A 26,089-nucleotide genomic window follows, 5' to 3' on the forward strand; every position below is an offset into this window, starting at 1 on the left:
GCATTTGATGAAGTGTCTTTTAAAAAATATCAAATAATTCATTTGAGTCATGCGTTTATAAGATTATTGGAAATAGTAAATTGTTGATGGCCTGCTATATCTAAGCCAGATAAGCCGCAGTAGGAAATACCTGCGTACAACTTTAAGAATCTTCTAGAACTTTTCTTATTGATAGATTTTGAGAGTGAGGAAGCCGGATGTTTGTAAAAGCCAGCTGCCCGAAGGCAGCACTATGAAGTAATTGCTCAGCCTAAGCCTAGTTCTTGCTCAATTTCGATTTTCCTCCATACCGAATAGTTTGAAGGGAGTATTGCTTCTTTGGGGGTATCAGCAATGATGGCACGTTTCATACTGGGCCAGCACAAAACGGCAAGCACCTGAGGGGCGATTAGTTGAAATACCTTGGGTGGGCCCATCAGAGTTTTCAGTTTCTGTACCAATGGCAGCCAAGCGGCGGGGACTACTTGCTCGGCGATTGCCCAAGATGCTTGGGGTTCACTGCCTAGCTGTTTAATAAGGGACTCATAGCGCAGTGTTGCTGCACGCAAAGCGGCTTGTGGAGATGCCATTATTACGGCACGGGCGCGCCGTTCAGCGCAGAGCAGGCAAATTTCTCTTGGAAGTTCACTACGTACGGCTAATTCTGGATTCAGAGCCCAGTTGCTAGCCTTTACCTGGCATTGGCATATTGAACAAGCATACTTTGGGATATCAGCGCTAAATAGAGAGTTTACTTTCTGCGGACGTTCACCGTTTCGCCAAAATAAGGGCTGTGTGTCAAAAAAATGGCCGGCAAAATATCGTGCATAAATTAACCAGTCGATATCGGTAACATTTCCAAAACGGTCTTTATACAGTAAGCCTGCAATGTCCAGGCTATAAAGTTGCCGCAAGCAGTGAGGGCAGGGCTTTAGATCGTCTTGCGGAAAGGCCTTTTGAGCAGCAGAGAAGTCGCTACTCACCCAAAGAGGTCCCTGATAGTTGCTGACTGTAGGACATTTGGGAGAAACGTGAATTAGCCCAAAAGAATCTGCCTGCGTGAAAGAGGTGGGCTCAAGGCCAAATGCGAATACCGGGATGCCTCGGTAACGCCAACCATAGGTGAGCCTGTCTAGGTCTGAAACGTCCAGCTGAATACCCGATCGAATAGCATTGGCAAGGCTGTTTCGACTTGGCTTATTGGTAGTTGATGGCTGAGGGATAGGTCTGAGGATGCACGACATCTTTTGAGTTTGGCGATTATGAATAGGCTGAAGATTGATTAGCTTCATAATGCCTCCTCAAGAATTTGCAGGATATGGCTTTCGGAATCCCTCACTACTCGAAACGCAACCCGACGAGAACGATCCGGATCCTCCATACCACTGTCATTAAGTACAGGGTGGGCAGAGGAATAGCCTACAGCTGCAACTTTTGCGCGTACCATTACTGCTTGATCTGGCGGTAGCAGCGAGTGTGCATACTGCATCACCGCCCGTGATCTCTGTTGGGATAGGCGCAGGTTATGAAAGTATCCCTCTTCAGGAGCCGACTGCTCGCCCCACTCAGAACTTGTGTGCCCTTCAATTTGGATAGCTGCGATAGAGCCCATATAAGGGGTCAGTGCCGCAATATACCGGGGTACAAATGAGGACATAATTTCACGGGCATTGTCACTTAAGGCAAAATCCCCGGTCTTGAACAACGCATCACTATTATTAAAGGAGATAGACAGAGTTTGTTTATCTAGCGATGCACCCCAGCGCTCCAGGTCGTGAGAGAACTCCTGCTGTAAAGTTTGATAGATAGCCAACTGTGTGTCTCGATAAGACTCCGCAAGTTCTCGAATCTTGGCGCGTTCATCTATTAAGGAGCGCATCACGAAGACCGAAATACAGAGAAAGACCATCATTAGGCCGGCCATCATGTCAGATAGGCTGATCCATTGGCTTTCACTGGATTCGCTGCTGGAATGAGCGCTCTCAAACATGCTCCTCTCCAGCGACCTGCTTCACTTGATGGTCGATTCTCTTCATTTGTTGGATCAGCTGGCGAAAATCCCGTGAGAACTCGCCGCTCAAGGTGCTCAGTGCATCGCCCATTGCTGTCATTACGCTCTCTACTTCGCTATGTAAGCGTTGATCCAGTAATTCATACTGCCTCTTGATGCTCACGTCAGCATTGGATAAATCACGAGTGATCACCTGGGACAATTCAGTGATCATTTGCTGGTGGGTCTTGGCAATAAGCTGGGCAAGCTCAACCATTGACTCACGATGATTGTTTGCAGTCTCTTGGATAATATTCGAGAAATGATTCGGGTCGATGTTGGTGAGAACATCGGCCAGAGCTACAACTCTATTGGTTCTTTGTTCAAAGACCTTGGTCTGGGTTTCATTCAGGGATATCAGTTGTTTGACTTGGGTGCCCAGTTGCTGGTTGGCGTTGTCAATTCCTTTGGTCAAAGACTCGAATTTGGGCGCTATATCTGGGATCGATTTTTGTAGTATTTCAATGGATGCCTGCTGTTCATTCAGCATCACAGAGATTTGTTCGGAGTGAATGCGTTGCTGTTCCACCAATGAAGGGATCGCATTAAAGACTTCTGGCAGTTCAGTAATACGTTGATGTAGTTGTAGAAGATTTTCCTGGGCACCATTGATTTCAACCAGCAGGGACGTGGTTTGTTCACGGTAGATGGCAGCCAACTCGGCATGTTGCTCATGCTGGTCGATTAAAGCTTGTAGGGCGGGGGATACTGCTTGTAGCTGTTGAATAAACTGCTGCAGGTTGTCACCCATTTGTGAATTTAAACCCTGATTAAATTTTTCAACAACAGCGGTGAGCGATTGAAGAACTTCTTCACTAATACTCTGCTGGAATTTGGCAAGATCCTGCCGCTGACCATTAATTGCCATCAAGATGTCATCTGAGGTGGCTTTGGCTGGCTGCTCTTTACTGAATAATTGAAAGATAGTGCGAAGAACCAGTGACAGGAACAAGCCCAGGATACTCGTCATAAAGGCCGTTTCCAGGCCCTGCATCAGCTCTGAAATTGAAGTATCGATATCAGCCAAGTCAAAACCATAGATACCGAGAATTATGCCAATAAACGTTCCCAGGATGCCAAGAGCAGTCAGAAGGGATGGCACCTCTTTTACAAAACGTGAAAACTTACCAAAGGGGTAAACGGCCAAAGCGATAGCACCAAGGGCAAGCATAACGATAAGAAAGGTGTCGGTTACTTGCTCGGCGGATAATTTAGTCAACCAGTGATAGAAAAACTGGGTCATTATTGATCCTTTACAACTTTCTGCATTGTTATTTCATGATAAGAGGGCCCGCCGGGTATCCGCCCAGTGCCCTGACTAAGTACTTTCATTTGTGGTAGAGACTTCACTACGTCAGTAATAGTGCGAAACTTGACCGGCTTATTGCCAGCTGGCTGGAGAAAGGTCCCTACTAGGCCCGACTGCTGTATCTCGAACACACCGCAGTTGACTGGAAGACGCTCTTGTTTGAACAGTAGAAAATGCATGACTCCTGCAACGCTCAGAAACTGATATAAAGCACTGGTGATTATTTGAATTTCTTCAACGGAAAAGAAGTTGAGTAGATCCCAAAGTAAGATGCAATCCAGATTTTCTGGCAGGCTTGACTGTTTCAAGGCGGCATGCACGGCCCCATCAAATGATTCCTTGCGGCTGCATTGCCAAAGTATTGCGGAGTAGAGGTCTGATATAAAAAGCTCACCGGCTTCGCGCTGAAGAAATTGCATATTTCTGCCGACTTTCTTCCCGACATCGAGCACTTTGCTGATGGGGGAGCGGCTGACATGTGACATTGCTGCGTCGAAAGCGGTTAAAGGCAGCTCCGTTAGACTTATTTGTCTAAATGCAGAAATTGCGCCCGAGGTACCCGCAGCCTGTAAAGCATTTTGTGACTTCACATTGCCATACTCGAACATCATTTCGATAAGGTCCTTACGCATGCCCTTTCTGTGTAGGAGAGAGGCGCGTAGAGAAACGTTTCCCATAGTTTTCATCAAGTTAAGGGATGAATACCGATAGGTGGGCAGCGGTTCTTGTAACGTAAGATGCTCAGAGTTAAAGGTGAAGCCGGATAGGCGTTTAAAGTCGGCGGGTGCAGTGGGCATTGTGCCGGTATAGAGCATGGTATGAAAAATAGTACCAGACTTTAAATGAGGCTGGATCTCCTCAATGAGCCGAGTGATAAGCTCGGGCTCCATAAAGTTAAATAAATCCCAGCAGAGAACAACATCAATTTTTATTCTCTGTGGTTTTTTGGTCAGATGTTCAGATAGCCTTGAAGCACGGGTTTGTGCATCCAGCGCATTGATTTCAAGCAATAAGCTACGTAAATCTTCAATAAATGTCTGGCAGGAAAGTTCTAAGAAAGTTTGTGTAGTGCCGAAGGAGAGGCATCCCAAATCCAACACTTTTGCACCTGGTTGAATGACTTCTTCCACCAGGGCAGCAATGCCAAAAGATTGATGCTGCAACATATTTCCTTACCAAAAGCTAAAGCCCCGGCAATAGCCGGGGCTGGTAATGAGGATTACTAGAAGTTTTCAGCTCAGCTTTCCTCGGCCTCCTCTTCGATTTCCTTGGTGCCGAATAAGTAATCACTACTATCGGATATACTAGAAGAACTATTCACAGTGGAGTTACTAGAAGAGTAAGAAGAATTGCTCTGTGCACGATTTGCAGGCTTATCCTCTATCGCAGGCAGATCAGGGTGTACCAGGCGATCAGAGAACTCCTTGTGACGTTCCTTCATTTCAGAATCGGTATCTACCATATCCATGGAGCCACGGAATTTACCACCGTCGTCCAGTTTGATTCTGGGCGCGATCAGGTTTCCATTCACTTGTGCTGTATTGCGAATTTCGATGAGTTCATCGGCAAGTGCGTCGCCGTCCAGGGTGCCTTCTACAACAATATTTTTTGCGTGAATATTTGCTGTAACTGCGCCGCCAGTACCCACTGAAAGATTGTGTCCAACCATAATCACAGTGCCATCGACAGTGCCTTCTACGTGAAGGTCCTCGGTACCAATCAGCTCGCCACGGAAATTGATTCCTTGGCCCAGCACTGATTTGGCGCCTGAATTCGAGAGAGATGATTGCTGTTCACCAGCACTCATGCCCGCTAGAAATGGTGTGGAATCATTACTTTTGTCAGTGCTCATCGAAATAAATCTCTTCTTTGTGGTAAAAGTCAGCTATAAAATCTCTTACTCTCATACCTATAGTTGAAAGTGTATTGGTGTAAAAAGTGATATTTTAAGCTCAAAAAAACACCAACATTCTGGCCATTGACAGTTTTCCTGCGATGGCTGGTATGAGTTACCTGATAAAAATTGAGCACTTTTGTATGAGCCATCTCACTGGTCGAGCGCTTCGGAAACATTCTCTTGTGAAGTTACTTATCTAGGTTTCCCCACATTGCTAAGCTGGAGAAAAATTAACCTGAGGCCTGAAATCAAGCTACTTTTGCAATAGCTTTTAATATCTTTGCACTCAGTTCAGTGTAAATAGAGTAAGTAAATATTCACTTTCAAATAAGGAGGACATACTGCTAAATTGCCTGCTGATGGGTATTGAGTCCAATAGAGCTCATAATCGATGAGTTGGTGTGTACCTTCTTACAGCGTGCCTGCCACCACTAAACGGCTTGGCCATTAATCAAGCTGACCTCGACTTGAATAAGTTAAACTTAGCACGGATTGCACGCAAAAAGTGTGATCAAGAGCACCATTTTCTTTTAATTGCTACTTGGGTGCCGGTTATGTGCTCGCACCTTGGGCTTGCAGGAAGCTATGTTTTTTGCATGAGGCTACTGGAGTTTGCGAGTAAATTGTGACTAAGAAGAAACGCCCACCGTATGATGGTGATCGGCAGGAATTTTTTATTTACAAAAGTGCTTTCCGAAAATTTAATACATCTTTAGGTACTGAAGCGGCTTAAAATTTACCTGTTAGGCGAACGCTCGTGATTAGTTTACTCAATTTACTAAGGCTAATTGTGTGAGGTTTATAAAGGTGGATGATCTGGAATGTGGCCACGCATTGATTCGTAATGTTTTATCAGGACATCAATTGAAGACGCTTCAAACCGATTTGGCAACTGTATCACTTACCAATGGTAGAGGGGGTGTGCGCAATGCCGATAAAAGATTTCCTTCCGTGGATTCTCTGGCAAAATCAGAAGAGATTTTAAAGTTAGTAGATACCTACTTGATAAAACCTGTCCGGTTGGTGAGAGCCATTTTTTTTGACAAAAAAATTGATAATAATTGGTCTTTAGCTTGGCACCAGGATAAGACCGTGGCTGTTTCCTCTCGATTTGAGAGGCATGGTTGGGGTCCTTGGAGTATCAAAGAAGGAGTCCACCACGTGCAGCCTCCACTAAAGGTATTAAAGGAGATGGTCACATTGCGTGTGCACCTTGACGATACTGGTGTTGATAATGGCTGCTTAAAAGTTCTACCTTACAGTCAACGTGAGGGTATTTTGGGGACTGAAGCGATTAAACGCTATGTTGCTAGGGGCGGGGTTGTTCATTGTGAGGCTAAAGCTGGGGATATACTGATTATGCGTCCTCATATTTTGCACTCATCCGATAAGGTACTCACCTCAGGGCGGCGCCGCATTATTCACCTGGAGTATAGTAGCTTTAAGTTACCTTGCGGGGCTTCATGGGTTTGAAAGTCAATAACTTGTTACACAGGAGGATTAAGGTACTCTAGCTGAGCCTGCCAATACCCAACATCGCGCCATTGGCCGAATTTGAATCCTACCTTTTCAAAGTGTGCAACCTTCTTCATGCCCAGTTTTTCATGTAGCGCGACGCTTGCTGGGTTGGGTAAAGTTATTCCGCCAATAGCGGTACGAATATTCCTCTTTCTTAGCTCGGAAAATAGAGCCAGGTATAGCTCTGTACCCAAGCCCTTCGATTTCATATCGTTGGCAATATATACACTTGTTTCCACAGAGAATCGATAAGCGCTTCTTTCCTTCCACGGTGTGGCATAAGCGTAACCAACAACCTTTCCGCTTTGCTCTTTCACCAGCCAGGGAAGGTTTGAGTTATGGACGGACTCGATTCGCCGGACAATATCAACAGAACTAATAGCTTTCTCTTCGAAGGTGATGGGAGTGTTTATTATATAGTGGTTGTATATTGCAGCTATTGCCTGTGCATCTAAGTTGCTAACAGTCCTAATCATTATCTTGACAATTTATCCAGTAATAAAAATTTTTAAATGGAATCCTTGTTGACAAGTGGCCTAATAAAGCCATCCAGTTCTAAATGAGACCCCTACATAAACAAAAAGAACAGAAATAAGGGTTACCGGTATTATATGATAAGCGAGTGATCTTAGGTTTTGTGGTGAGAGATTGGGGATGACTCTCAGTCTTGCATCTATAGCGAGTAGAAAGGTTCCCGCAAGTAGTATCAACTTGAATGATATAAGTCGGGATAATGGGTTTGAAAAGTCAAACCATTGGCTTAGGTTTGGTAGTAAAGTGTATGCCATATAGAGCCCCGAGAGAATCTGTATGGCTAAGGCGGGGATACCAATTTTCTCGTAGTAGCCCTCAAATTTCGAAATAAATTCAATATCGTTGTTTTTCAGTACACTGGGAAGAATTGTGCAGGCGAGTACTAAGTGTCCTCCCGTCCAGATAGTTGCTCCAAGAAGGTGTAAGAACAATACTACATCGTACATCACCATCTCCAAAAGATTCCCTGAGCAGACACTATATCGGCTAATTTTTCGGTTGCCTAGCCATAGATTCTTGTCGAGATAAATTTGAGGTGTCTAAGACTGGATGAAACGGATTGGAGTTTAACTTCGCAGAGAAGCTGTAGGATTTGTAGTTTTAATCCTTTAATTCTTAAAGGGCCATTTATTTCAGGTTGAGCTATTGAGAAGACCTTATCAGGGCATCCGATTTTACCGGATACCCCTGCTATGCTTCAATGTGCTTATTTAGAGCTCCAGGGAAGGACCTTGTTAAAAGTTGGTTTGAGCCCAATCTGGGACAGAATCCAGTAAAAACTGCTGGTTTATATCGTTGTTACTGCATTTATAAATTTGTAGGCGCTCGCCTTCTTCTGCAGAGTTGCCTGGTACGTCAATACAGTAACTCCAGTTCTTATCGCGGTTTTGGATAGTGCCATCCTGTTGAATCTGCCACTTTTCTGAGTTGCCACCATCACAATCCCACAAGTGCATCCTATCGCCATTGTCTGCAGAGCCGGTATTATAGTCTACGCAGTATTTATTATTACCTTTGGGGCGGAGCTGGCCTTCGGCGGTATAGACAAACTGCTGCTCGTTGCTGGTATTGCAGTTGGATAGCGTCAGGTTTGAGCCATTACTATACCCCTGGGATACCGTCATACAAAGATCACTATTTGAGACTGAGCGAAGTCGCATATAACCCGACAGGCTTCTTCGAACCCCGACAAAAGGGATTGCTTGGCTTGTATAGCTGGGCGTATTAGCAACAGTGCTGGGGTCCATGCCTATTGCGCTAGCTCCGTGGGCAACGGCGAGATAAGCATAGCCAAAGTCTGTATTGTTGAAATCTCCCGAGCTATTCCATAAGTGCATCAGCTGTTTGGTGTTGGCCGCCTCATTAGCCGTGACTTGATAGTGGTCACCAGCTTTCACATTGCCGCAAAATATCCGCTTAGAGCTATTGGAATCTATCGAATCAATATTTCCAGAAAATTCTTCGGGATCTGCTGTATCAATATCGGGGCAAAGGAATGCATGCAGATTGTAGTTGTCTAGTGCTGATTCCATGCGGTTATTGACGTTTCCGCTTTGACCACCGGTAAACATAACCAAGACTTTTTTACCCCTTGGTAGAAGCTCGCCCAGGGTAGGCCAGCCAATATTCTTCAGGGTGCTGCGATAGTCCGAGGAGGATGAGCTGGCCTCTAGGTGCGCAAGTAGGCCCTGATAACTGAATTGCAATTCACCCAGCTGTTGTTTGATATATTGATCTAACAAGTAGATCTCATCGGCATACCAGGCAGCAAACCAGTTGCTATCGGGTTTCATGTCGATATAAAGCATTAGCGGGGCATTGAGCTCATTATTCGCAAGCCAGGCCTTGATGTCGTTCAGGCAGTGAACCAGCCGATCATCAGCACCATTACTGCTACACATATGATTGCCGATATCACTCTGGCCATGGGCGACATAGGGACCATATGAGCTGCCCTGCCATGGACCGTGGTCGACAACATCCAGCTCTAGTGAACGAAAGCCTTTATCCAACCAGTCTGTGAGCGTTTCACCGGCTTCCAAGCGCTCGTAGCTGTTGTGAGGTTGGAGGTAGTAGAGTTGGTCGATGCGATGCTGTTCCTGTGGGGCGTCTGCGATTATTTGGAGGCTGGGGGATGTGCTCGCATGTGTGTTTGCAGAGAAAAATAATATTAACGAGAATAAACACGAAAAACTGATTTTATTTGGCATAAGAGTTTCCATCTAGGGTTTTAATGATAGAGGCTGCCATGAATGAAAGGGGAGGAATACTAGTACGGTTGTATGAAAATGATATGACACTTGCCAATTCAAGGGTTTTTTTTAGTGAATGGCTAAATCTTTGATGGCACTTTGATGAATGTAATTCTCAACGTTAATCTTATGATTGCAGACTTAAGCTGAAAATTTTATTATTTTTCTTAGTGGAAAATAAATTTCTATTGAAACTTTCAGTTTCACCTTGGCAAGTGGGGATTCCCTGAATGAATGAGTACTTTTAGGGAGGCTTAATTTCAGGGATGTTTGCCAAGGCACAACCTTAAATTAAGGTTTCTTTTTCATCCGTTTCTCTACCTGTTTTTTCTCCCACTCAGATCCAAAAAATGTAAAAGGCTTAAAGGTTCGCAGAGCGTGGGAGGCGATTCCGATACCCCAGCCCAGGGCAGCCCACAGGGACCAGAGGTAGTCGGGAGAGAGGATTAGATTAGCGATAAAAAGGCCAGCAATAACCACCAAGTAGGTGATCAGGTGTTGATAGAAACCCTTGAGTCTTCTTACATGCTCAATGGCTTCTTTATCTTTTACTGAAGTTTGCTGCTCAGGTTGCATCTTGTTGATCTCGGAGAAGTCGGGCTATTTGGTGCCGAGTTAATATGCGGTAATCAGATCTTGTTGTTTATATAGGGGATATTAACCACAGCCAGGCCTGGCAGGCAAGTGTAAAAGGGGCTGTGAAAGTTGAGTTTTGTAAAGATTGGGCGTTGATAATCCCGTTGGTTTTGAACGATTTTAGAAAGTTAGGGTGGCGCTGATACCCATGACTGCCGATTCAAACTTATTGGGAGCCCGGATTGCCAAGGCTCCCGAATAATTCTATAGAAGTTATACAGTGCTGTCCGGCTGTCTCTCCGGGTGGGCTTCAATAAAGGCCGGCAGTTCGTTACAAGCCTCAGCGATTTTTTGTATTTTGGGGTATTGATTCATATCCATACCAAAACGCTCGGCGTTGTACACTTGCGGCAGTAGGCAACATTCAAAAAGTCCGGGGGTGTCACCAGCCGCAAAAGGAGCGAATTTTAACTGTTGTTCCAGGGCGGTGAAGCCTAAGTGAATCCAGTGCTGAATCCACTGAATTTTCTGCTCTTCCGTAATTTTGAATTCAGAGACTAAATATTTGAGCACGCGGAGGTTTTGCAGGGGCTGAATATCGCTGGCAATGCTTTGTGCAAGGGCGCGAATATGGGCTCGGGCTTCGGTATCTTTTGGTAAGAGTGCTGGTTCTGGGTGTGTTTCTTCCAGCCACTCCAAAATAGCCATAGACTGGGTCAAGCTGGTATCGCCATCATTGAGCGTTGGCAATAGCCCCTGAGGGTTTAGGCTGCGATAGTGCTCGCCGTGTTGATCGCCTTTCAGCAAGTTAACTGGAAGATAGTTATAGCTCAAGCCTTTTAGATTAAGCCCTATGCGAACCCGGTAACTTGCGGAGGATCGGAAATATCCGTAAAGGTCCATTCTCTTTCCTTTTTTATCAATCGCTTTGGTGGTCGGCAGGGAAAGCTGCCGATTAATTTATTGGTTCTTTTCCCGGTTATGATGGCGTTTTCCAGGAGTTGACGTAATCCTTAAACTCTATTGCGTGGGCATCGGGGAGTATATCCCATGGAGTGCGGCTATCGATCATGACTGCCACTTCATCAGTTGCTTTGCGGGCATATTTTGCGCCGGTAGCAAATGCCTTTGGGTGGGGGCCGTGGGTGAATCCCATGGGGTGCAGTGTGAGCATGCCGGGATGAATATTGTCTCGGCTGAAAAAATTGCCGCGGTGATAAAAGATCAGCTCATCGTAGTCGTCATTGCTGTGAAAAAACGGCACTTTAAGGGCGCCGGGATCACTCTCGATGGGGCGCGGCACAAAAGTGGCTACCACAAAACCCGGACCCACAAAGGTGGTGTGGGCAGAGGGGGGCAGGTGATAGCGATGGCTCATAATGGGACGAATATCTCTCCAGTTGATTCGCACTGCCAGGTTGTCGCCGGTCCAGCCGGTAGCATCTAGTGGATTAAAGGGGTAGGTGATACTGGAGAGTTGCTGGCGTGCCTTGACCAATACTTGCCACTGGGCATCCCCCTGTTGGGCGAGAAAGGCTTCGTCGATCTTTGGCACATCCAGGATTGCCTCATCGAAGATGGCATTGGGGCCGAGGATGCCTTTCTCTGGAAGCTGGAAATGGCCGCCGCTTGCTTCAATCAGTAGTAATTCCAGTGGCTCATTCTCTGTGGGAGAGAGACGCCACATGGTACCTCGGGGCAGGAGGATGTAGTCACCATCGTGGATATTCAGCCGTCCAAAATCACAGAACAACTCACCACTGCCATTGTGAACGAACAGTAGTTGGTCGCCATCGGCATTGCGCACTAAATGATCCATGGGTTCCCGGCAGATCCACAGGCCCACCAAGCTTTTTTCATTGCGTAACAGGAGCTTCTGGTCCCATGGACTGTTACCTGCATGAAGGATTTTGGTGCTATCGAAAGCGTGCGGTCGAAGCGGACCGGTAAATTGGCTCCAGCCGGTAGGAGGGTGGCTGTGGTAGAAGTGGGTGCAGGGACCAAAAAAGCCCTCTTTGCCCATTTCCCTCTCAAAAGTGTTAGCTGGGAAATCTGCATGGGCCTGGCGGCTGGTCTTCCCTTCAGTGCGGGGAAAGCGGATCCACTGGTTCATGGGCGGCCTCGCTTCTTGCTGGCAGGGCGGCTGGTGAAGTATCGATCAATCCGCAAATACTACTGCGCATGTTTTTTGCGTTTAAGCGGTATTGTATTAACAAAAATGGCGCTGAAAACCCTATACTGTGCGACCAATTTTGCCCGGTATCCCAGTGTGCTCCCATGCAACATTTGTGTGCACGGTGGTTACAATTGAAACTAATGTTAGATAAATTGGGCATCTGGTACAACCGGGGTTCGAAGATAGGCAGGTGTGAGAGCAGCCATGACCAATGACCACAGTGCGCCGGAGACGGCGGTAAAGCAGGATGAACTGCGCCTGGAGAAGTTCTTACCATATCGCCTGTCGGTACTCTCCAACCGTGTGAGTAACGCCATCTCACAAGCGTATGGTGCGCGCTTCCATCTCACCATTCCCGCATGGCGGGTAATGGCTATTCTTGGGCGCTTTCCCGATCTTTCCGCAGCAGAACTGGTAGAGCAGACAGCCATGGACAAAGTGGCCATTAGCCGAGCGGTTTCCTCACTACTGAAGAACGATTACATCACCCGCAGTGAAGATCCTGCGGACCGCCGCCGCCAGGTTTTGAACCTGTCTGAGCTGGGGCGCGAGGTGTATGCCCGCATAGTGCCGCTCGCGCATCAATATGAAAGTGACCTGATTGCTTCACTTAGCTCAGAGGAGAGAGAGCAATTGGATGGCATTATCGAAAAACTGATGGTTCGCGCTAAGGAATGGTCCGAGCGCGGCTTGATTGACCAATAAATAGGATAAATAGAGGAGTTTTCAGATGTTTGAGCATTTAAGCAGCCTACCGCCAGATCCAATTCTCGGCCTGCTGGCCAGCTACCGTGCGGATGAAAACCCCAGCAAAATTGACCTAGGGGTGGGGGTCTACAAGGATGAAGCCGGACACACAGCGGTTTTGCAAGCAGTTAAAGAAGCCGAAACACGCCTGCTTCAATGTGAGGAAACCAAGGCCTATATCGGCCCTGCGGGTACTCCGGGTTTTAATTCGGTGATGCAGGAGCTGGTGCTGGGTACCGGCCACCCGGCGCTGGTTGGAGGACGCGTGCGATCAGCGCAAACTCCCGGTGGCTGTGGCGCCCTGCGCGTGCTGGCTGAACTAATTCATCGCGCTAAAGCCGGCGCTACCATCTGGGTGAGCGATCCCACCTGGGCAAACCATGTGCCCCTTCTCGGCAATGCAGGCCTGAACATCAAGAGCTACCCCTATTACGACCGTGCCACCAGCAGCCTGCAGTTCGACAAAATGGTCGAAACTCTGAAAAATGTGGGCGAGGGTGATGTGGTCCTGTTCCACGCTTGTTGTCACAACCCCTGTGGCGCGGACCTGTCCCGCGAGCAGTGGAAATTACTGGCAGAAATGGCGCAGAAACAGGGTTTTACACCATTTATTGATATGGCCTACCAGGGCTTTGGCGAAAACCTGGAAGATGATGCTTACGGCTTGCGCCTGATGGCAGAGTCGGTTCCCGAAATGCTGGTGGCGGCCTCCTGTTCCAAAAACTTTGGTCTCTACCGTGAGCGCGTTGGACTGGCCATGGTGATCTATGCCAATGGCGAGAGCGCCGATAAAGGCCACAGCCAGATGTTGAGCGCAATTCGTGGGAACTATTCCATGCCACCTTCCCACGGTGCTGCGATTGTGGAATCTATCCTTACAGATGCGGGCCTGAAAGCGAACTGGGAAGCAGAACTGACCGAGATGCGCGAGCGTATCAACGGACTGCGCGCCGGCTTGGTTGAGGGCCTGGCTGCTGCCGGAGCTGCAGGCGACTTTGGCTTTATTCGACAGCAGAAAGGGATGTTCTCTTTCCTGGGGATTAGCCCAGAGCAGGTACAACAACTTCAGAAGGACTACTCCATCTATATGGTGGACTCCAGCCGCATCAGTATTGCCGGCTTGAGCTCCAGCAATATGGAATACTTCTGCAAGGCGGTTGCCAGCGTGCTGTAAATTCGGCAAATTGGGGGTGAGCGGAAAGCTCGCCCTTTAACAGTTACCTAATGAAGTAAGAGTGAAAGATGGAAGTTGAGCTAGGAGCCCCAGTGTCTGAATCCCCCTCCCAAATCTGGACCCCGCAGAGCTGGCGAAACTTCACCGCACACCAACAACCCCAATACACCTCCGCCGAAGAAGTTTCGCAAGTTGCCACGCAGCTTGCTGGCCACCCGCCACTGGTGTTTGCCGCCGAAGCGCGCGAATTACGTCGTCAGCTGGCCCAGGTAGCGGAAGGTAAGGCGTTTTTGTTGCAGGGTGGTGACTGTGCCGAATCTTTTGCCGACTTCAATGCCAACCGCATTCGCGACACTTTTAAAGTATTGCTACAAATGGCGGTGGTACTGACCTTTGCCGGTAACCTGCCCGTAGTCAAAGTCGCGCGTATGGCAGGCCAATATGCCAAGCCTCGCTCCGCCGATACAGAAACGATCGATGGCGTTGAGCTGCCTAGCTATCGTGGCGATATTGTCAACGGCATCGACTTTACTGCCGAAGCCCGCCAGCCAGATCCCCAGCGTATGGTCACCGCGTATAACCAATCGGCGGCGACTCTCAACCTACTGCGCGCTTTCGCCCAGGGCGGCCTGGCCGATTTGCATCAGGTGCATGGCTGGAATCTGAGCTTCCTGAAAAACAATCCTCAGCGCGAAAAATATGCACTCTTGGCCGAGCGACTGCAGGAAGCGCTGGAATTTATGGCTGTCTGCGGAGTGACTTCAGAGAATACTCCGGCAATTCGCGAAACAGTGCTTTACACCTCTCACGAAGCACTGTTGATGGAATACGAACAGGCACTCACCCGCACCGACAGCCTCACCGGCAAATGGTATGACTGCTCCGCACATATGCTCTGGATTGGCGAGCGCACTCGCCAGCTGGACGGTGCCCATGTGGAATTCCTCTCTGGGGTATGCAACCCCATTGGTGTAAAAGTGGGCCCAGGCATGCAGCCTGATGAGTTGCTGCGTTTGATCGATAAACTCAACCCAGAGAATGAAGCCGGCCGCTTAACCCTGATTACCCGCATGGGAGCAGATACCCTCGCCGATAAATTGCCCGCGCTGGTACGCGCAGTACAAGCAGAAGGGCGCTCCGTGGTTTGGAGTACGGACCCCATGCACGGCAACACCGTAAAAGCCGGCAATGGCTACAAAACCCGCGATTTCGATAAGATCCTGCGAGAAATCCGTGACTTCTTCTCCGTACACTGGTCCGAAGGCAGCCACCCCGGTGGCATCCACCTGGAAATGACCGGACAACATGTTACCGAATGTACCGGCGGCGCCTGGAAAATTTCTGAAGCCGATCTTGCCAGCTGCTACCGCACTCAGTGCGACCCAAGACTCAATGCCGACCAAGTATTAGAGTTGGCTTTCTGCGTGTCTGAGTGGTTGCGCGCAGGGCGGATCGCCTAGCGGCCCAACACACTGCGCTAAAGTTAAATCTTAAACCCCTTTCTCTGAGCTTGATGCCTGGGCAAGGGGTTTTTCTTTGTTGTGTAATTAAATTTAAGAACTCTTAGATGCCTCTAGATAGTGGGTAGGACATGGTCTCTAAGTCTTATCAACTTTTATTTTTGGTTTTATTTCCATTTTTTGAGCTAATCTGGTCAAAGATTTCGGTCACCGTGACCATTATTTGTTGGAAATGACAGATTGGAGATGAAAGCTCTATGAAATCAATAGGTTGGATGCGATAAAAAAATTTGTAATAATGATTGTGATGATCATTTTTGTAATTTTGTAAATGGTATCAAGTAGCTTTATCTGATTGATTAATGAGAGAAACTTAGGGATATGATGAGAATCTTTATCAGAAATAGCGATCGTGATGATCACTATTTAAGTATTAGAATTTTCGAGTTGCCGAATCATTAAAAATAGGAGATGTCGGTGAGATTCCTGTTGATGATTGCCTTCGTATTTCTTGTGGCTTGTGAGCGCGGTATAAGCGAAATGGATGTATGGGTAAAACCAAATTCAATTACTATCACTTGTGAAAATTATTCCACGATTTCAACAGATCAGGGCGTATTAACAAATAACGTATGGAACAAAGATGCAGCAAGAGGTGATGATTGGAATCAATGCTTAGAGAAAAGGTTGGTTGATGGTGAATATCAATATGGATGGTCTTGGTCATGGCCATCTGGACGTAAAGTAATTTATTCACAGCCTCAAATAAAAATAGGTTCTTCACCGTGGATGCCGGAACCGAAATTCGATAGTTCCATTTCCTCTTAAAATATCTGACCTCGGAAAAATTGATATTTCACATGAAATAGAAGTTATTACAGACGGAGAGCATAATACTTCAACCACCATGTGGCTTATTACAGAAGCATATAAAGGTAGCGAACCCAATAAATCTGTGATTGCAGCTGAGATCATGTTTTGGACATATTACACTGGGGGACATTTAGATCCTGCGGGCCGTAAATATACAGAAGTAATTATCAGCGATAGAGTGTGGGAAGTTTGGTATCAGAGCGACTGGGAAGACAAGTCGGGTATAAACGATAACAAGTGGATATATATTTCATTCAAGGCAAAAAATCCATCTCTAAAGGCAGGCATTCCTGGTTTTGAGCTTTTGAATTATGCTATTCAAGAGGGTTTGATTTCTCGAGATCTGTACATAGCGGATATCGAGCTTGGTAATGAAATTATGAGCGGGTCTGGAATAACATGGGTTAAAGAATTTAATGTCGATTATGAGGAAAAATCCAAACAAATTACTGTGCGCTGAACACGGAAACGTACTGCTGCGCTCGATTTTGTGTGTTGCTGCGTTCCATTCAATAAAAAACGCTCTCTGCCATTTGTGCCGGTGAGCAAGGTGTTAACTGTTAAAGGAGATATAACGAAGAGTATAATGCATGTGTTGTTAGGAATGCTGATGCCAGTTTTATCTTTCGCTCATGAGGCGGGAAAAAATCAGTATGGGAAAGCTTATTTGTAGCCAGCTTCCCTATTCTTATAATTATATTTTTCTTCTGAATATTTATGTGCACCATGAGCAAAGGTGGTAAAAAGATTAACGAAAGGTGATTGGGGAGCAATATTGAGATTGCAAAAGAGCTAAAGCGTATTGCTGATCATGTTGAGAAAAACAATCAATAATCACAGCTATACTCACATTTCGGATTGAGCTTCCCTTTACTTTGTTTTGGCCGGCCGCATACTCTGAGCGCTATTCTTTTGGGGTTATATAATTAATCTTGAGAAATAGGTTGGCTTTTATTTTAGCTATTTTTATTTGGGGGGGGTATTTGCTTCCGAATATTGAGGTGTTATCTGTAAGTAATAGAGGTTAAGCTGATTTTGGTTTTTTATTTTGCAACCTATGCACCTTCTCGCGTTGCCTTGGGGAAGGATTCTTCTTTTTTTGGGGGCAATTTCAGCATGGCTCGCATTGTGGGCAGCCATTTTCTATTTTCTAAATCAAGAGCCATCGCTTAATATAAGTAGAATTTTTGGCCCTGAAATGCTGTTCTCAGTTTCAATTCTAGTGCTATCGTTTTCTGTATTGGTTAGAGTGGTTTTTAGGTGGGTAGCTAAATGTCTCTCGTAGCTAGGAGACACATAACAATCATAGGTTGCTAGGCTTCGGCTACTTCCATGGGGTGTATTATTTTTTGCTCATTTACGCAATGGCTTCGCTCCTCTATTCACGTATAATACGGCCAGAGTCGCCTTGATTGTGGGCGTTAAGCCGAATCAGAATTGAAACTATGGATAAAATGGATCTACAAAATAAGACAATGGCTAAAAGCGCAAAGGTTGAAGTTTATTAGTTCGAGAACGAAAGTATCGGATTAGAGAAATTCCTATTTCATCGCATAAAGATTGCCTCGGAGTTAATTGATTCTGGCTTTGAATATGAAGAACAACCAATATCAACCCAAATAGCTTTAGGCGGGAATGCGTTGAAATTAGATAATCAGCAGGATTCCATAGTGACAATCTATCACGAGAGTCATATTCAGAGCCAGAGGGCTCCATGTATGTGGGCGGCGCCTATAACTGGTGCGATGTTGAAGAATTAATGTTTTCAAAAAGTAAGTAATGAAACCTAATATTTAAAGGGCTCATCAATTGTTAAGTTATCGTCACTCATTTCATGCAGGAAATTTTGCTGATCTTATTAAGCATATAGTTTTGGTGGAAATACTTGAGCATCTTGTTAAAAAGGATTCCCCTTTTGATTATATCGACACTCATGCTGGAGTAGGCCTTTACGACCTTAGGGGCCCTGATTCACAGAAGTTGCAGGAGTACACCGAAGGTGTTGGTAAATTGGAATTTGATAAACTCCCAGAGATTGATAAATACTATCAGGTCATACACTCTTTCAATGAATCCGACATTATAAATATTTACCCAGGTTCGCCTGCTATCGCAAATTTCTTCCTTCGGGAACAAGATAGGGGGTGGTTGTTTGAGTTGCATCCAAAAGATTTTGACCTTTTGCGGAGCAATTTTTCTCACTCAAAAAATATGAGAGTTCACCATAAAGACGGATTTGATGGGCTTAAGGCATTGGTCCCACCACCCAGTAGACGGGGCTTGATATTAATCGATCCATCTTATGAGATTAAATCAGAATACCAGATGGTAATTGACCGTGTTATTAAAATGCACAAAAAATTTAGCCGTGGCATTTATGCTATCTGGTACCCCGTGGTAGACAGGCAATGTATTGCCAAGATGGAGAGAGGATTAGTTCAAAGTGGTATAAGGGATATCCAAAGATTTGAAGTGGGCATATCTGATGACTCAAATAATAGAGGTATGACTTCTTCAGGGATGATCGTAATAAATCCCCCATGGAAACTCTACGAAAAAATGTCACAACTACTTCCTAAAATTGCCTCGGAAATTACACAAGTGAATAGACCTATTTACAAGTGTGAGATCATAGTTGATGAGTAGTCTTTGATCCGGTAATATAAAATAATAATTCAGTTAGTTATACGCCTCGATACCGAATGTAGCAAACCTGTGCCGGCTATCGAGACGTTCAGGCTATAGAAAAAATAATTTGCCTGTGTGCCCCATTAAAACTGATTAAAAATCATTCATAGCAGGCGGCTCTATGTAAAATCTAGCCAAGCTTTCTCAACCGAACAATCTTTTTTCCCATCAATCGGCTCAAAGAGAGGCAATACAATACTGAAGGGGGTGAATTAATCCAGGCAAGAAAGCGCTTAAGTACTCTGCTTGAAGAGGGAGTGCATGAGTCCTGTCAGAAGGTTGAGCTTCCAAAAAAGGCAGCGGTGAGTTCAGCCGCTGCGTACTTCTCAACCGCCAAGAGTAAAGTGCGCACTGATAGGTGAGGCATGTGGATAGGTGAGGCATATGATATGTATTTAATTTGCTTGGTGAGTCAGTGTTTTGAAATGCTGTCATCGGGCCATAATTGCCGATTATATAGAGAAAAAATTCATGGTTTTCTGGGGAAATAAGGATATAGAGTGAGCGAAAGACACTCTTGAAAAGTTTAAATTTCGCTATGCTACTCCTCGGATAGCTCAGTAGTTAATTGATGCCGGGATTTCATATTTAACTCATGGTATTACTGGAGTCATGAATTAATAGCACATCCGAGCAAGGAGTGTAAAGACTGCCATTACAGTAAGTTAGTGTGAGAAAGGTAAATGTCGTAGTTAATCTGGCCAACTTAAGTAAGCTTGCTCGGATACTATCTTCAGGAGAAAAAAATTGAATATAAAATTCGGTCAAGGAATTATTCTAACTATTTTAGCGATGCTCTGTATTGCTGGTATGGATGCTACTGGAAAATTGCTCGTACAAAACTACCCTATTGTTGAAATCATGGTGATCCGTTTTGCGATATTTTTCTTAATTGTAATTCTTATAACTGGCCTAACGGGTCAGTTAAATAAAATTCGAAGTAACGTTATTGGCACCCAAGTGATACGGTCATTGTTGCTTGTGGTTGAGGTTACGGTTTTCATCATTGCTTTTAGTCTAATGCCTTTGGCTGATGTACATGCTATAGCAGCATTGGCACCATTGTTCGCTATTTTGATGGCTGGATGGTATCTGAACGAGAAGGTAGACAGAAGGAGCTGGGTTGCGGTGACGATAGGCTTTATAGGTGCACTTGTTATTATTCGGCCTGGGCTAGGGGTTATGAGTTGGCATACTGTTATCCCCGTCAGCGGAGCGATCTTGTGGGCAACATATCAAGTCCTTTCACGCCGAGTTGCCCAGTTTGATAGTTCCAATACGACGGTCTTCTATACCGCTTTGATTGGACTTCTGGTATTCGGGGCATTGGCGCCTTTTTATTGGATTGAACCAACATTGACAGGTTGGCAATTGCTGATTTTGAATGGGCTTCTTGGCGCAACGGGACACTATTTATTGATCAAAGCCTTGACCTTCGCACCAGCTTCTACTTTACAGCCCTTTAGTTATACCCTGTTATTTTGGGCTATAGTGATTGGTTTTATTATCTTTGGTGATCTGCCGGATAATCTTACCTTAATTGGAGCCGTAATAGTTTTGGGCGCAGGTATCTATGCTTCTGATGCCGGGCGTACAATGGGGAATCCCTTAAAACGTATACTCAAGAAGGAAAAGAGAAGTATTAGAAACACTTCAAATCCGGCAAATTGATTCTTGTGATTCAGGATTGACTTAAATGCATTTATATAGGGAGTCTCTGAATATTTCCGAAATGTTTCTGCGGGCTATGAAGCTTGGTTTCAGATATTACTTGCAGAGAACGCCCATAGCCCTTTTTAGTATGTAACATAGCAGCTATAGTTTTCAAATCCAGCTCTATGGGGCTTTCAGAGCGATTCACACTCTGCGTTGCTACTTTTTGATGGGTCTGAACACTCTTGCGAAGCTGCACCTTCATTGCGAACCAGGCTTTAGGTCAGAGGTATCATTGAATGTTCAGAGGCTCCCTAGTAACTGATGTTGGAGCTATATATAATTTTTATAAGGTTATGATAGGATGTTCATTGCTTAACGATTATCAATTTTGAGTTATTAGGTGATTGATTGCTAAAGCGGATCGTAATTAGTTACCGATAAATATTCCATCAGTAAGAATATTTATTAAACTATTTATTAGGTATTTATAATGCGTTGTTAAACTGATTTCTTTCTTTGGGTGATGTAAAGATATTTGTTGCTGGGTTGAATTAGTTGATTTTAAATCAATGGTCAATTATAGGAAAAATTATGCATATCCTTATCCCGGTTTTCTTCAAGGCTCCACTTGGTGGTCTTCATTCGCATGTATATGCACAAGCAAGAGCAATCACTAAAGTAGGTTGGCGTTGCACAATATTATGTAAGCCTGGAATTTTCGCTCAGCAATGTCGTGATAATGGTCTGGATGTGATTGAGGATAATTTTAAAGATCCCTCTGGATCAGCAACTTGTATAACCAATGCATTTAAATTTGATATTGTACATGCACATCCATTTGCTTCTAGGGAAATAGGTCAGAGAATCGCTAAAATACTAAATATACCAATTATGCTCACGATACATGGAAAATATATCGACTCTTTAGAAGAAGACTCCGATGATTTTAGCCGAATCTTTTGTGTGAGCCTTGGTGTGAGAGATCATCTTGTCAAAAAGGGAGTAAAAAATCTCCATAAGATTCTGATTTATCCAAATGCTGTTAATACAGAAGTATTTTATGGTGGCTATAGTGAGCGATTAGATCGAGTGAAGGCAATTAGTAGTAATTTTCCGACTAGAATACTAGCAAAGGATCGAATGATTGTCTTTTCTTGCCGTATGGGGCCAGATAAAGAATTTATTCTTAATTGTGTAATAGATACCTGGGCTTATCAGGTCAAGAATCGATTGACAACCTGGAATTGGCTAGTTGCGGGTGATGGGCCTGAAAGATCTCAATTAGAGTCAGTTGCAATTGAATTAAATAAAGATCTTGGTCGGCAATGTATAACCTTCCTTGGTTGGCAGGATGAGGATAAGCTTAATAAAATTTATCAGTCTGCAGATTTGATAGTAGCTCCAGGTAGGAGTGCCCTTGATGGCTTGGGAAGTAATAGGCCTGTAATTGCAATTGGTTCTAAGGCATATATTGGTATTATTGATGAGGAAAATTGGTATAAGGGTACTTATTCGAATTTTGGTGGCGTTGGAGATCGAGGATATATAAGTGGTGAGCTTTATAGGGATATTAATTCAATAATCTATGACGATGAGCGGCTTGCTGTTCTTGGTAGACTTGGAAAACAGAAAATTTCATATTTCTATGATCAAAAGTACTGGGATAAGTGGCTCGTTAATCAATATAGAGAAGTATTTGAGCTCCATAATAAACCTCTTTCTGGAGAAACTGATGCCAGCAAGGATCTTAGGGAGATCAACTATCAGCCAAACTAATCTCTCTTGTCCTGATCTATTTAGGGATCCTCTGAAAAATCAGCCTTTAGCCTTGCATCAAGCTTCCTATAGCTAAAAATGCCTATTTTTTACTCGAAATTCTACTTTCTATACATAGTTATCTCCATTTTTTCTGCCTTAGATCCGCGTTTGGCGAATTTAAGGCACACTGACCCTAGGTCAGCAGATACTTTTTCCCAATTAGTATGTTGGTAAAGCCAGCCAGCAGAAATAAGCGCTGAGAGTTTTTTTCTAAACCTCGATAGCGTACTTTGCCATACCCGAAGATATTTTTAATATATCGGAATGGGTGTTCTACTTTTGCCCTAATTTGCGCCTTTATTTTTTCTACCTTTCGTAACTCAGTTCGGCACGGGCGATGCTTCAGGCGACTACGCTTCTCTGCAATATGCCACTCCACATCTTTAGATTTTAGCTCCTCTCGCTTTTCTGCACCCGTGTAGCCAGAATCCCCCCAAACTCGCTTCTCTTTACCATGCAGCAATTTGCCTGTTGCAGTAATGTCATGTTGGTTAGCGGCTGTTGTGTCGAGGCTATGTATGAGTCCGAGGGTGTCATCTGTACCGATATGCATCTTCATCCCGAAATGCCACTGATTACCTTTTTTAGTTTGGTGCATTTCTGGGTCGCGCTTCTTCTTTTTGTTCTTAGTTGAAGTTGGAGCGGAAATAATAGTGGCATCTACATTGGTACCTTCATGCAGTGCCATGCCATTCTCAGCGAGGTGTTCATTAATTTCCCCAAACAGAATTGTACTCAGCTGATTCGACTCTAATAAGTGGCGAAAGTTAAGAATCGTTGTCTCATCGGGAATTGGACCGCTCAGAGTCAACCCGGCAAAGTTACGCATAGAATCAATCTCAAATAGCGCATCTTCCATAGCCGGATCACTGAGATTGTAAAACAACTGCATACAATGAATGCGCAGCATGACACTCAATGGATAAGGCTGCCGGCCATGCTTGCCCCGTGGATAACAAGGCGCTATTTGAGCTTCTAGTCGCTGCCATGGGATGAGGGCATTCATCTAAGAAAGAAACTTCTCTCGGCGAGTTATACGACGTTTGAGCTTGTATTCTGCTTCGGCAAAGGTGACTTGGTGCATGATCTATCGTAGCCTTGACGGATAGCCTAATACTACCAAATTGACTGGGAATTATTCAGAGGTTCCTTAGTTTCTATTTTTGTGAGAAGTGACTACATATTGAAGGCTCTTACTCTACCAATATAACTAAAGTGTTATCCATATAAGGCAGGCTGCATCTAATCTAGAAGCAAATCGAATATTCATATTAGTTCTGAAGATGAGTAGTGATTATGTTATGGCTGGAAGAGGGTTCCCTTTTCTCTAAGCAGTATTGTCGGTGTATCTAGCTGATCTTGACGCTAACTTTTGGGTAATATTTGCATGTTAAAAGTTATAATTTCTTTTGAAATTTAAAATGTTCAGTTAACCTTAAAGTAAATATAATTTAGTATATTAACGACGCCGCATTTTTAATGATTATAATATTTTCTTGTGACTTCATTGTCCAGGCTTTGCCTAGCTGCAGATCGATCTCTTCGGGAAAGGTTATTTCAAGTAAACTATTTCGATAATTGTTAGATTTTTTTGATTTATTTATTTATTTATGATTGTACGCAAGTATCGATATGAATTGATTTTTTATCATAAAGCTGGAAGTAGTATTAAAAAAAGAGCCACCATTGAAATATGTTGAAATAATTGCTAATGCTGGAAGTCATAACACTATCTCAGCAATTGCAAAAAAGGTTAAGGCAGTAGATTTCCGTATCGGGGTTATAGGGGATGATGGCATGCAGCAAATGCGCATGCTTGTCGACGATAACAGGCTTCAAGAAACCCTGGATACACTACAAACTATCTTGGGGGCACAGCAAGGTGTTCGTATAATAGTTTTGCAGGTCTATGCCGATCTACCGAAAGATAAGGCGGAGACAAAAAAAGAGATTGTATCAGCAAGTATTATTCGCGAATCTCTATATCAGGACATTGAAAGAGGAGCGCGTCTCGATTCCAATTATTTACTATTAGTTATTCTAGCGACGACGGTAGCAGCTATAGGGTTAATAGAGAATAACGTCGCAGTTGTTATAGGAGCTATGGTAATTGCTCCTTTATTGGGGCCAAACCTTGCTCTTAGTCTTGGTACCGCTCTTGGTGATGGCGAGTTAATACTGAATTCAATTAAAACTCTCTCTATTGGAATTATTATTGCCATCGGAATGTCTGTGTGGATTGGATTGCTGTGGCCTGGGCAATTCGATAATCATGAAATCATGTCTCGGACGAGTGCAAGTTTAGATTCAATCGCTTTGGCACTGGCATCTGGAGCAGCGGCTACCCTCTCTTTAACTACAGGATTATCTGGTGTTTTAGTTGGAGTAATGGTCGCAGTGGCACTACTTCCACCCGCAGTAACGATGGGTATTATGATTGGTAGTGGGCAGACGCATTTAGCTAGCGGTGCAGGATTGTTGCTTGCCATTAATATCGTCTGTGTTAATTTGGCCAGTAAAACTGTATTTCTGTTTAAAGGTGTTAGCCCAAGAACCTGGATTGAAAAAAAGAAAGCTAGTAAAGCGATGAGGCGTTATATTCTTGGATGGGTATCCACTTTAACCGCACTTATGACTTTTATTTTTTTCAAAGGTTATTGATTGATTGATTGATTGTTAGCCAATAAAAATAACGGTTGAGGGTATTTTAAACAGAATTAATATATGGCTTCTAAAAGGTATATCATTTTAATGGAAGTCATATATTGAATCTATGTTTGTGGATATGGGTGACGCTTCCATAAGGACTTGCTAATTTTCTGTAACTTATTTTATTGTGTCTTTTACTTGCCAATATTAACTAACAAAAGTTTGAGTGGATGACGAAGGTGTATTATTTTTTGAAGTCTATTTAAAGATAACCAAATCCCTAAACTAATGCAGAATATTTTCTAGGTTTGTCATGGTTCGCTACCTGTTCGATAACGCATAGTCATTTGACCGATTGCGATTAGAGTACCTACGCTGTCATACACTTCAGTACAAGAATAAAATATTTTTCTTCCAGAGCTGGTTAACTTACCTATGGCCCTTAACTGATTAGTTTTGGCCATACCAGTGAAGCTGGTGGTCAGAGAGAGTGTGAGGGATTTCCTTTGATGATTTGGTTTTGGACAATAGAGGCCGCAGTAGGAGCCAGCGATATCTATTAAGGTTGTGATAAAGCCTCCATGTGGCAATCCTTGACTATTCATATGTTCGGCTCGTACAGTAGCGCTGATTACTACATGACCTTCTTGCCACTCATCTATTTGTATGCCTAAATGATTATTAAAAGGTGGTTGCTTTTTATACTGATAAATCATCCGCTATTACCTTAGTG

General features: G+C 44.3%; 22 protein-coding genes and 1 pseudogene. 10 read left to right on the top strand and 13 right to left on the bottom strand.

Annotation, left to right across the window (positions count from 1 at the left end):
• Nucleotides 1-245 precede the first annotated feature (245 nt).
• From LC073_RS17710 to LC073_RS17730, 5 genes are all read right to left on the bottom strand, one after another.
• Nucleotides 246-1,271, bottom strand: coding sequence for a hypothetical protein (locus LC073_RS17710; protein WP_226648650.1), 1,026 nt, complete (start codon nucleotides 1,269-1,271; stop codon nucleotides 246-248).
• A complete protein-coding gene (locus tag LC073_RS17715; RefSeq protein WP_226648651.1) occupies nucleotides 1,268-1,969 on the bottom strand; it encodes a flagellar motor protein MotB in 702 nt (233 codons plus the stop codon). Before LC073_RS17715 ends, LC073_RS17710 begins: the two co-directional genes overlap by 4 nt.
• Complete coding sequence (locus tag LC073_RS17720) at nucleotides 1,962-3,272, bottom strand: MotA/TolQ/ExbB proton channel family protein (protein WP_226648652.1); 1,311 nt, start codon at nucleotides 3,270-3,272, stop codon at nucleotides 1,962-1,964. The genes LC073_RS17715 and LC073_RS17720 overlap by 8 nt, the downstream gene beginning before the upstream one ends.
• The gene (locus LC073_RS17725) at nucleotides 3,272-4,504 is read right to left on the bottom strand and encodes a hypothetical protein (protein ID WP_226648653.1); all 1,233 of its coding nucleotides are present in this window, start codon (nucleotides 4,502-4,504) and stop codon (nucleotides 3,272-3,274) included. Before LC073_RS17725 ends, LC073_RS17720 begins: the two co-directional genes overlap by 1 nt.
• Before the next feature lie 71 nt (nucleotides 4,505-4,575).
• Nucleotides 4,576-5,190 (bottom strand): bactofilin family protein, encoded by a 615-nt coding sequence (locus tag LC073_RS17730; RefSeq protein WP_226648654.1) that lies wholly within the window; start codon nucleotides 5,188-5,190, stop codon nucleotides 4,576-4,578.
• 852 nt (nucleotides 5,191-6,042) lie between these two features.
• On the opposite strand from LC073_RS17730, the gene LC073_RS17735 reads away from it, so the two are divergent.
• On the top strand, nucleotides 6,043-6,708 hold the full coding sequence (locus LC073_RS17735) for a phytanoyl-CoA dioxygenase family protein (RefSeq protein ID WP_226648655.1): 666 nt from the start codon (nucleotides 6,043-6,045) through the stop codon (nucleotides 6,706-6,708).
• 14 nt (nucleotides 6,709-6,722) lie between these two features.
• On the opposite strand, the gene LC073_RS17740 is transcribed toward LC073_RS17735, so the two are convergent.
• The 6 genes from LC073_RS17740 to LC073_RS17765 all read right to left on the bottom strand — a co-directional run bounded on the left by LC073_RS17740 (nucleotide 6,723) and on the right by LC073_RS17765 (nucleotide 12,228).
• On the bottom strand, nucleotides 6,723-7,229 hold the full coding sequence (locus LC073_RS17740; protein WP_226648656.1) for an arsinothricin resistance N-acetyltransferase ArsN1 family B: 507 nt from the start codon (nucleotides 7,227-7,229) through the stop codon (nucleotides 6,723-6,725).
• Nucleotides 7,230-7,289: 60 nt separating this feature from the next.
• Nucleotides 7,290-7,733 (bottom strand): CopD family protein, encoded by a 444-nt coding sequence (locus LC073_RS17745; protein WP_226648657.1) that lies wholly within the window; start codon nucleotides 7,731-7,733, stop codon nucleotides 7,290-7,292.
• A 288-nt stretch (nucleotides 7,734-8,021) separates the two neighbouring features.
• Nucleotides 8,022-9,497 (bottom strand): ricin-type beta-trefoil lectin domain protein, encoded by a 1,476-nt coding sequence (locus LC073_RS17750; protein ID WP_226648658.1) that lies wholly within the window; start codon nucleotides 9,495-9,497, stop codon nucleotides 8,022-8,024.
• 333 nt (nucleotides 9,498-9,830) lie between these two features.
• Nucleotides 9,831-10,115 (bottom strand): 2TM domain-containing protein, encoded by a 285-nt coding sequence (locus LC073_RS17755; protein WP_226648659.1) that lies wholly within the window; start codon nucleotides 10,113-10,115, stop codon nucleotides 9,831-9,833.
• Between the two features lie 273 nt (nucleotides 10,116-10,388).
• Nucleotides 10,389-11,018, bottom strand: coding sequence for a maleylacetoacetate isomerase (maiA, locus tag LC073_RS17760; RefSeq protein ID WP_226648660.1), 630 nt, complete (start codon nucleotides 11,016-11,018; stop codon nucleotides 10,389-10,391).
• Nucleotides 11,019-11,094: 76 nt separating this feature from the next.
• The gene (locus LC073_RS17765; protein ID WP_226648661.1) at nucleotides 11,095-12,228 is read right to left on the bottom strand and encodes a homogentisate 1,2-dioxygenase; all 1,134 of its coding nucleotides are present in this window, start codon (nucleotides 12,226-12,228) and stop codon (nucleotides 11,095-11,097) included.
• Between the two features lie 267 nt (nucleotides 12,229-12,495).
• On the opposite strand from LC073_RS17765, the gene LC073_RS17770 reads away from it, so the two are divergent.
• The 8 genes from LC073_RS17770 to LC073_RS17805 all read left to right on the top strand — a co-directional run bounded on the left by LC073_RS17770 (nucleotide 12,496) and on the right by LC073_RS17805 (nucleotide 22,665).
• Nucleotides 12,496-12,996, top strand: coding sequence for a MarR family winged helix-turn-helix transcriptional regulator (locus LC073_RS17770; protein ID WP_226648662.1), 501 nt, complete (start codon nucleotides 12,496-12,498; stop codon nucleotides 12,994-12,996).
• A 25-nt stretch (nucleotides 12,997-13,021) separates the two neighbouring features.
• Nucleotides 13,022-14,212, top strand: a complete 1,191-nt coding sequence (locus LC073_RS17775; protein ID WP_226648663.1) for an aromatic amino acid transaminase — start codon at nucleotides 13,022-13,024, stop codon at nucleotides 14,210-14,212.
• Between the two features lie 68 nt (nucleotides 14,213-14,280).
• Entirely contained in the window at nucleotides 14,281-15,672 is a 1,392-nt protein-coding gene (locus LC073_RS17780; RefSeq protein ID WP_226648664.1) for a class II 3-deoxy-7-phosphoheptulonate synthase, read from the top strand.
• Between the two features lie 477 nt (nucleotides 15,673-16,149).
• On the top strand, nucleotides 16,150-16,500 hold the full coding sequence (locus tag LC073_RS17785; RefSeq protein WP_226648665.1) for a hypothetical protein: 351 nt from the start codon (nucleotides 16,150-16,152) through the stop codon (nucleotides 16,498-16,500).
• Nucleotides 16,501-16,525: 25 nt separating this feature from the next.
• On the top strand, nucleotides 16,526-17,005 hold the full coding sequence (locus tag LC073_RS17790) for a GH12 family glycosyl hydrolase domain-containing protein (protein WP_319004741.1): 480 nt from the start codon (nucleotides 16,526-16,528) through the stop codon (nucleotides 17,003-17,005).
• 1,349 nt (nucleotides 17,006-18,354) lie between these two features.
• Nucleotides 18,355-19,191 (top strand): 23S rRNA (adenine(2030)-N(6))-methyltransferase RlmJ, encoded by an 837-nt coding sequence (locus LC073_RS17795; protein WP_226648666.1) that lies wholly within the window; start codon nucleotides 18,355-18,357, stop codon nucleotides 19,189-19,191.
• Nucleotides 19,192-19,980: 789 nt separating this feature from the next.
• On the top strand, nucleotides 19,981-20,904 hold the full coding sequence (locus LC073_RS17800) for a DMT family transporter (RefSeq protein ID WP_226648667.1): 924 nt from the start codon (nucleotides 19,981-19,983) through the stop codon (nucleotides 20,902-20,904).
• A 576-nt stretch (nucleotides 20,905-21,480) separates the two neighbouring features.
• On the top strand, nucleotides 21,481-22,665 hold the full coding sequence (locus LC073_RS17805) for a glycosyltransferase family 4 protein (RefSeq protein WP_226648668.1): 1,185 nt from the start codon (nucleotides 21,481-21,483) through the stop codon (nucleotides 22,663-22,665).
• Between the two features lie 175 nt (nucleotides 22,666-22,840).
• On the opposite strand, the pseudogene LC073_RS17810 reads toward LC073_RS17805, so the two are convergent.
• Nucleotides 22,841-23,791 (bottom strand): annotated as a pseudogene (locus LC073_RS17810) (IS5 family transposase).
• A 602-nt stretch (nucleotides 23,792-24,393) separates the two neighbouring features.
• Between LC073_RS17810 and LC073_RS17815 the strand changes: the two are divergent.
• Nucleotides 24,394-25,368, top strand: a complete 975-nt coding sequence (locus LC073_RS17815) for a TIGR00341 family protein (RefSeq protein ID WP_226648669.1) — start codon at nucleotides 24,394-24,396, stop codon at nucleotides 25,366-25,368.
• 299 nt (nucleotides 25,369-25,667) lie between these two features.
• Here the strand turns inward: LC073_RS17815 and LC073_RS17820 are convergent, their stop codons facing one another.
• Nucleotides 25,668-26,072, bottom strand: coding sequence for a PaaI family thioesterase (locus LC073_RS17820; protein ID WP_226648670.1), 405 nt, complete (start codon nucleotides 26,070-26,072; stop codon nucleotides 25,668-25,670).
• Nucleotides 26,073-26,089 lie beyond the last annotated feature (17 nt).

This window comes from Microbulbifer variabilis (assembly GCF_020524905.1).
Taxonomy (GTDB): Bacteria; Pseudomonadota; Gammaproteobacteria; order Pseudomonadales; family Cellvibrionaceae; genus Microbulbifer; species Microbulbifer variabilis_A.

Excerpts from the sequence above, each read along its gene's own strand:
- LC073_RS17780 (WP_226648664.1), top strand. The coding sequence starts at position 14,281 with ATGGAAGTTGAGCTAGGAGCCCCAGTGTCTGAATCCCCCTCCCAAATC.
- LC073_RS17730 (WP_226648654.1), bottom strand. The coding sequence starts at position 5,190 with ATGAGCACTGACAAAAGTAATGATTCCACACCATTTCTAGCGGGCATG.
- LC073_RS17725 (WP_226648653.1), bottom strand. The coding sequence starts at position 4,504 with ATGTTGCAGCATCAATCTTTTGGCATTGCTGCCCTGGTGGAAGAAGTC.
- LC073_RS17755 (WP_226648659.1), bottom strand. The coding sequence starts at position 10,115 with ATGCAACCTGAGCAGCAAACTTCAGTAAAAGATAAAGAAGCCATTGAG.
- LC073_RS17710 (WP_226648650.1), bottom strand. The coding sequence starts at position 1,271 with ATGAAGCTAATCAATCTTCAGCCTATTCATAATCGCCAAACTCAAAAG.
- LC073_RS17820 (WP_226648670.1), bottom strand. The coding sequence starts at position 26,072 with ATGATTTATCAGTATAAAAAGCAACCACCTTTTAATAATCATTTAGGC.
- LC073_RS17715 (WP_226648651.1), bottom strand. The coding sequence starts at position 1,969 with ATGTTTGAGAGCGCTCATTCCAGCAGCGAATCCAGTGAAAGCCAATGG.
- maiA (WP_226648660.1), bottom strand. The coding sequence starts at position 11,018 with ATGGACCTTTACGGATATTTCCGATCCTCCGCAAGTTACCGGGTTCGC.
- LC073_RS17765 (WP_226648661.1), bottom strand. The coding sequence starts at position 12,228 with ATGAACCAGTGGATCCGCTTTCCCCGCACTGAAGGGAAGACCAGCCGC.
- LC073_RS17750 (WP_226648658.1), bottom strand. The coding sequence starts at position 9,497 with ATGCCAAATAAAATCAGTTTTTCGTGTTTATTCTCGTTAATATTATTT.
- LC073_RS17805 (WP_226648668.1), top strand. The coding sequence starts at position 21,481 with ATGCATATCCTTATCCCGGTTTTCTTCAAGGCTCCACTTGGTGGTCTT.
- LC073_RS17770 (WP_226648662.1), top strand. The coding sequence starts at position 12,496 with ATGACCAATGACCACAGTGCGCCGGAGACGGCGGTAAAGCAGGATGAA.
- LC073_RS17720 (WP_226648652.1), bottom strand. The coding sequence starts at position 3,272 with ATGACCCAGTTTTTCTATCACTGGTTGACTAAATTATCCGCCGAGCAA.
- LC073_RS17745 (WP_226648657.1), bottom strand. The coding sequence starts at position 7,733 with ATGTACGATGTAGTATTGTTCTTACACCTTCTTGGAGCAACTATCTGG.
- LC073_RS17775 (WP_226648663.1), top strand. The coding sequence starts at position 13,022 with ATGTTTGAGCATTTAAGCAGCCTACCGCCAGATCCAATTCTCGGCCTG.
- LC073_RS17740 (WP_226648656.1), bottom strand. The coding sequence starts at position 7,229 with ATGATTAGGACTGTTAGCAACTTAGATGCACAGGCAATAGCTGCAATA.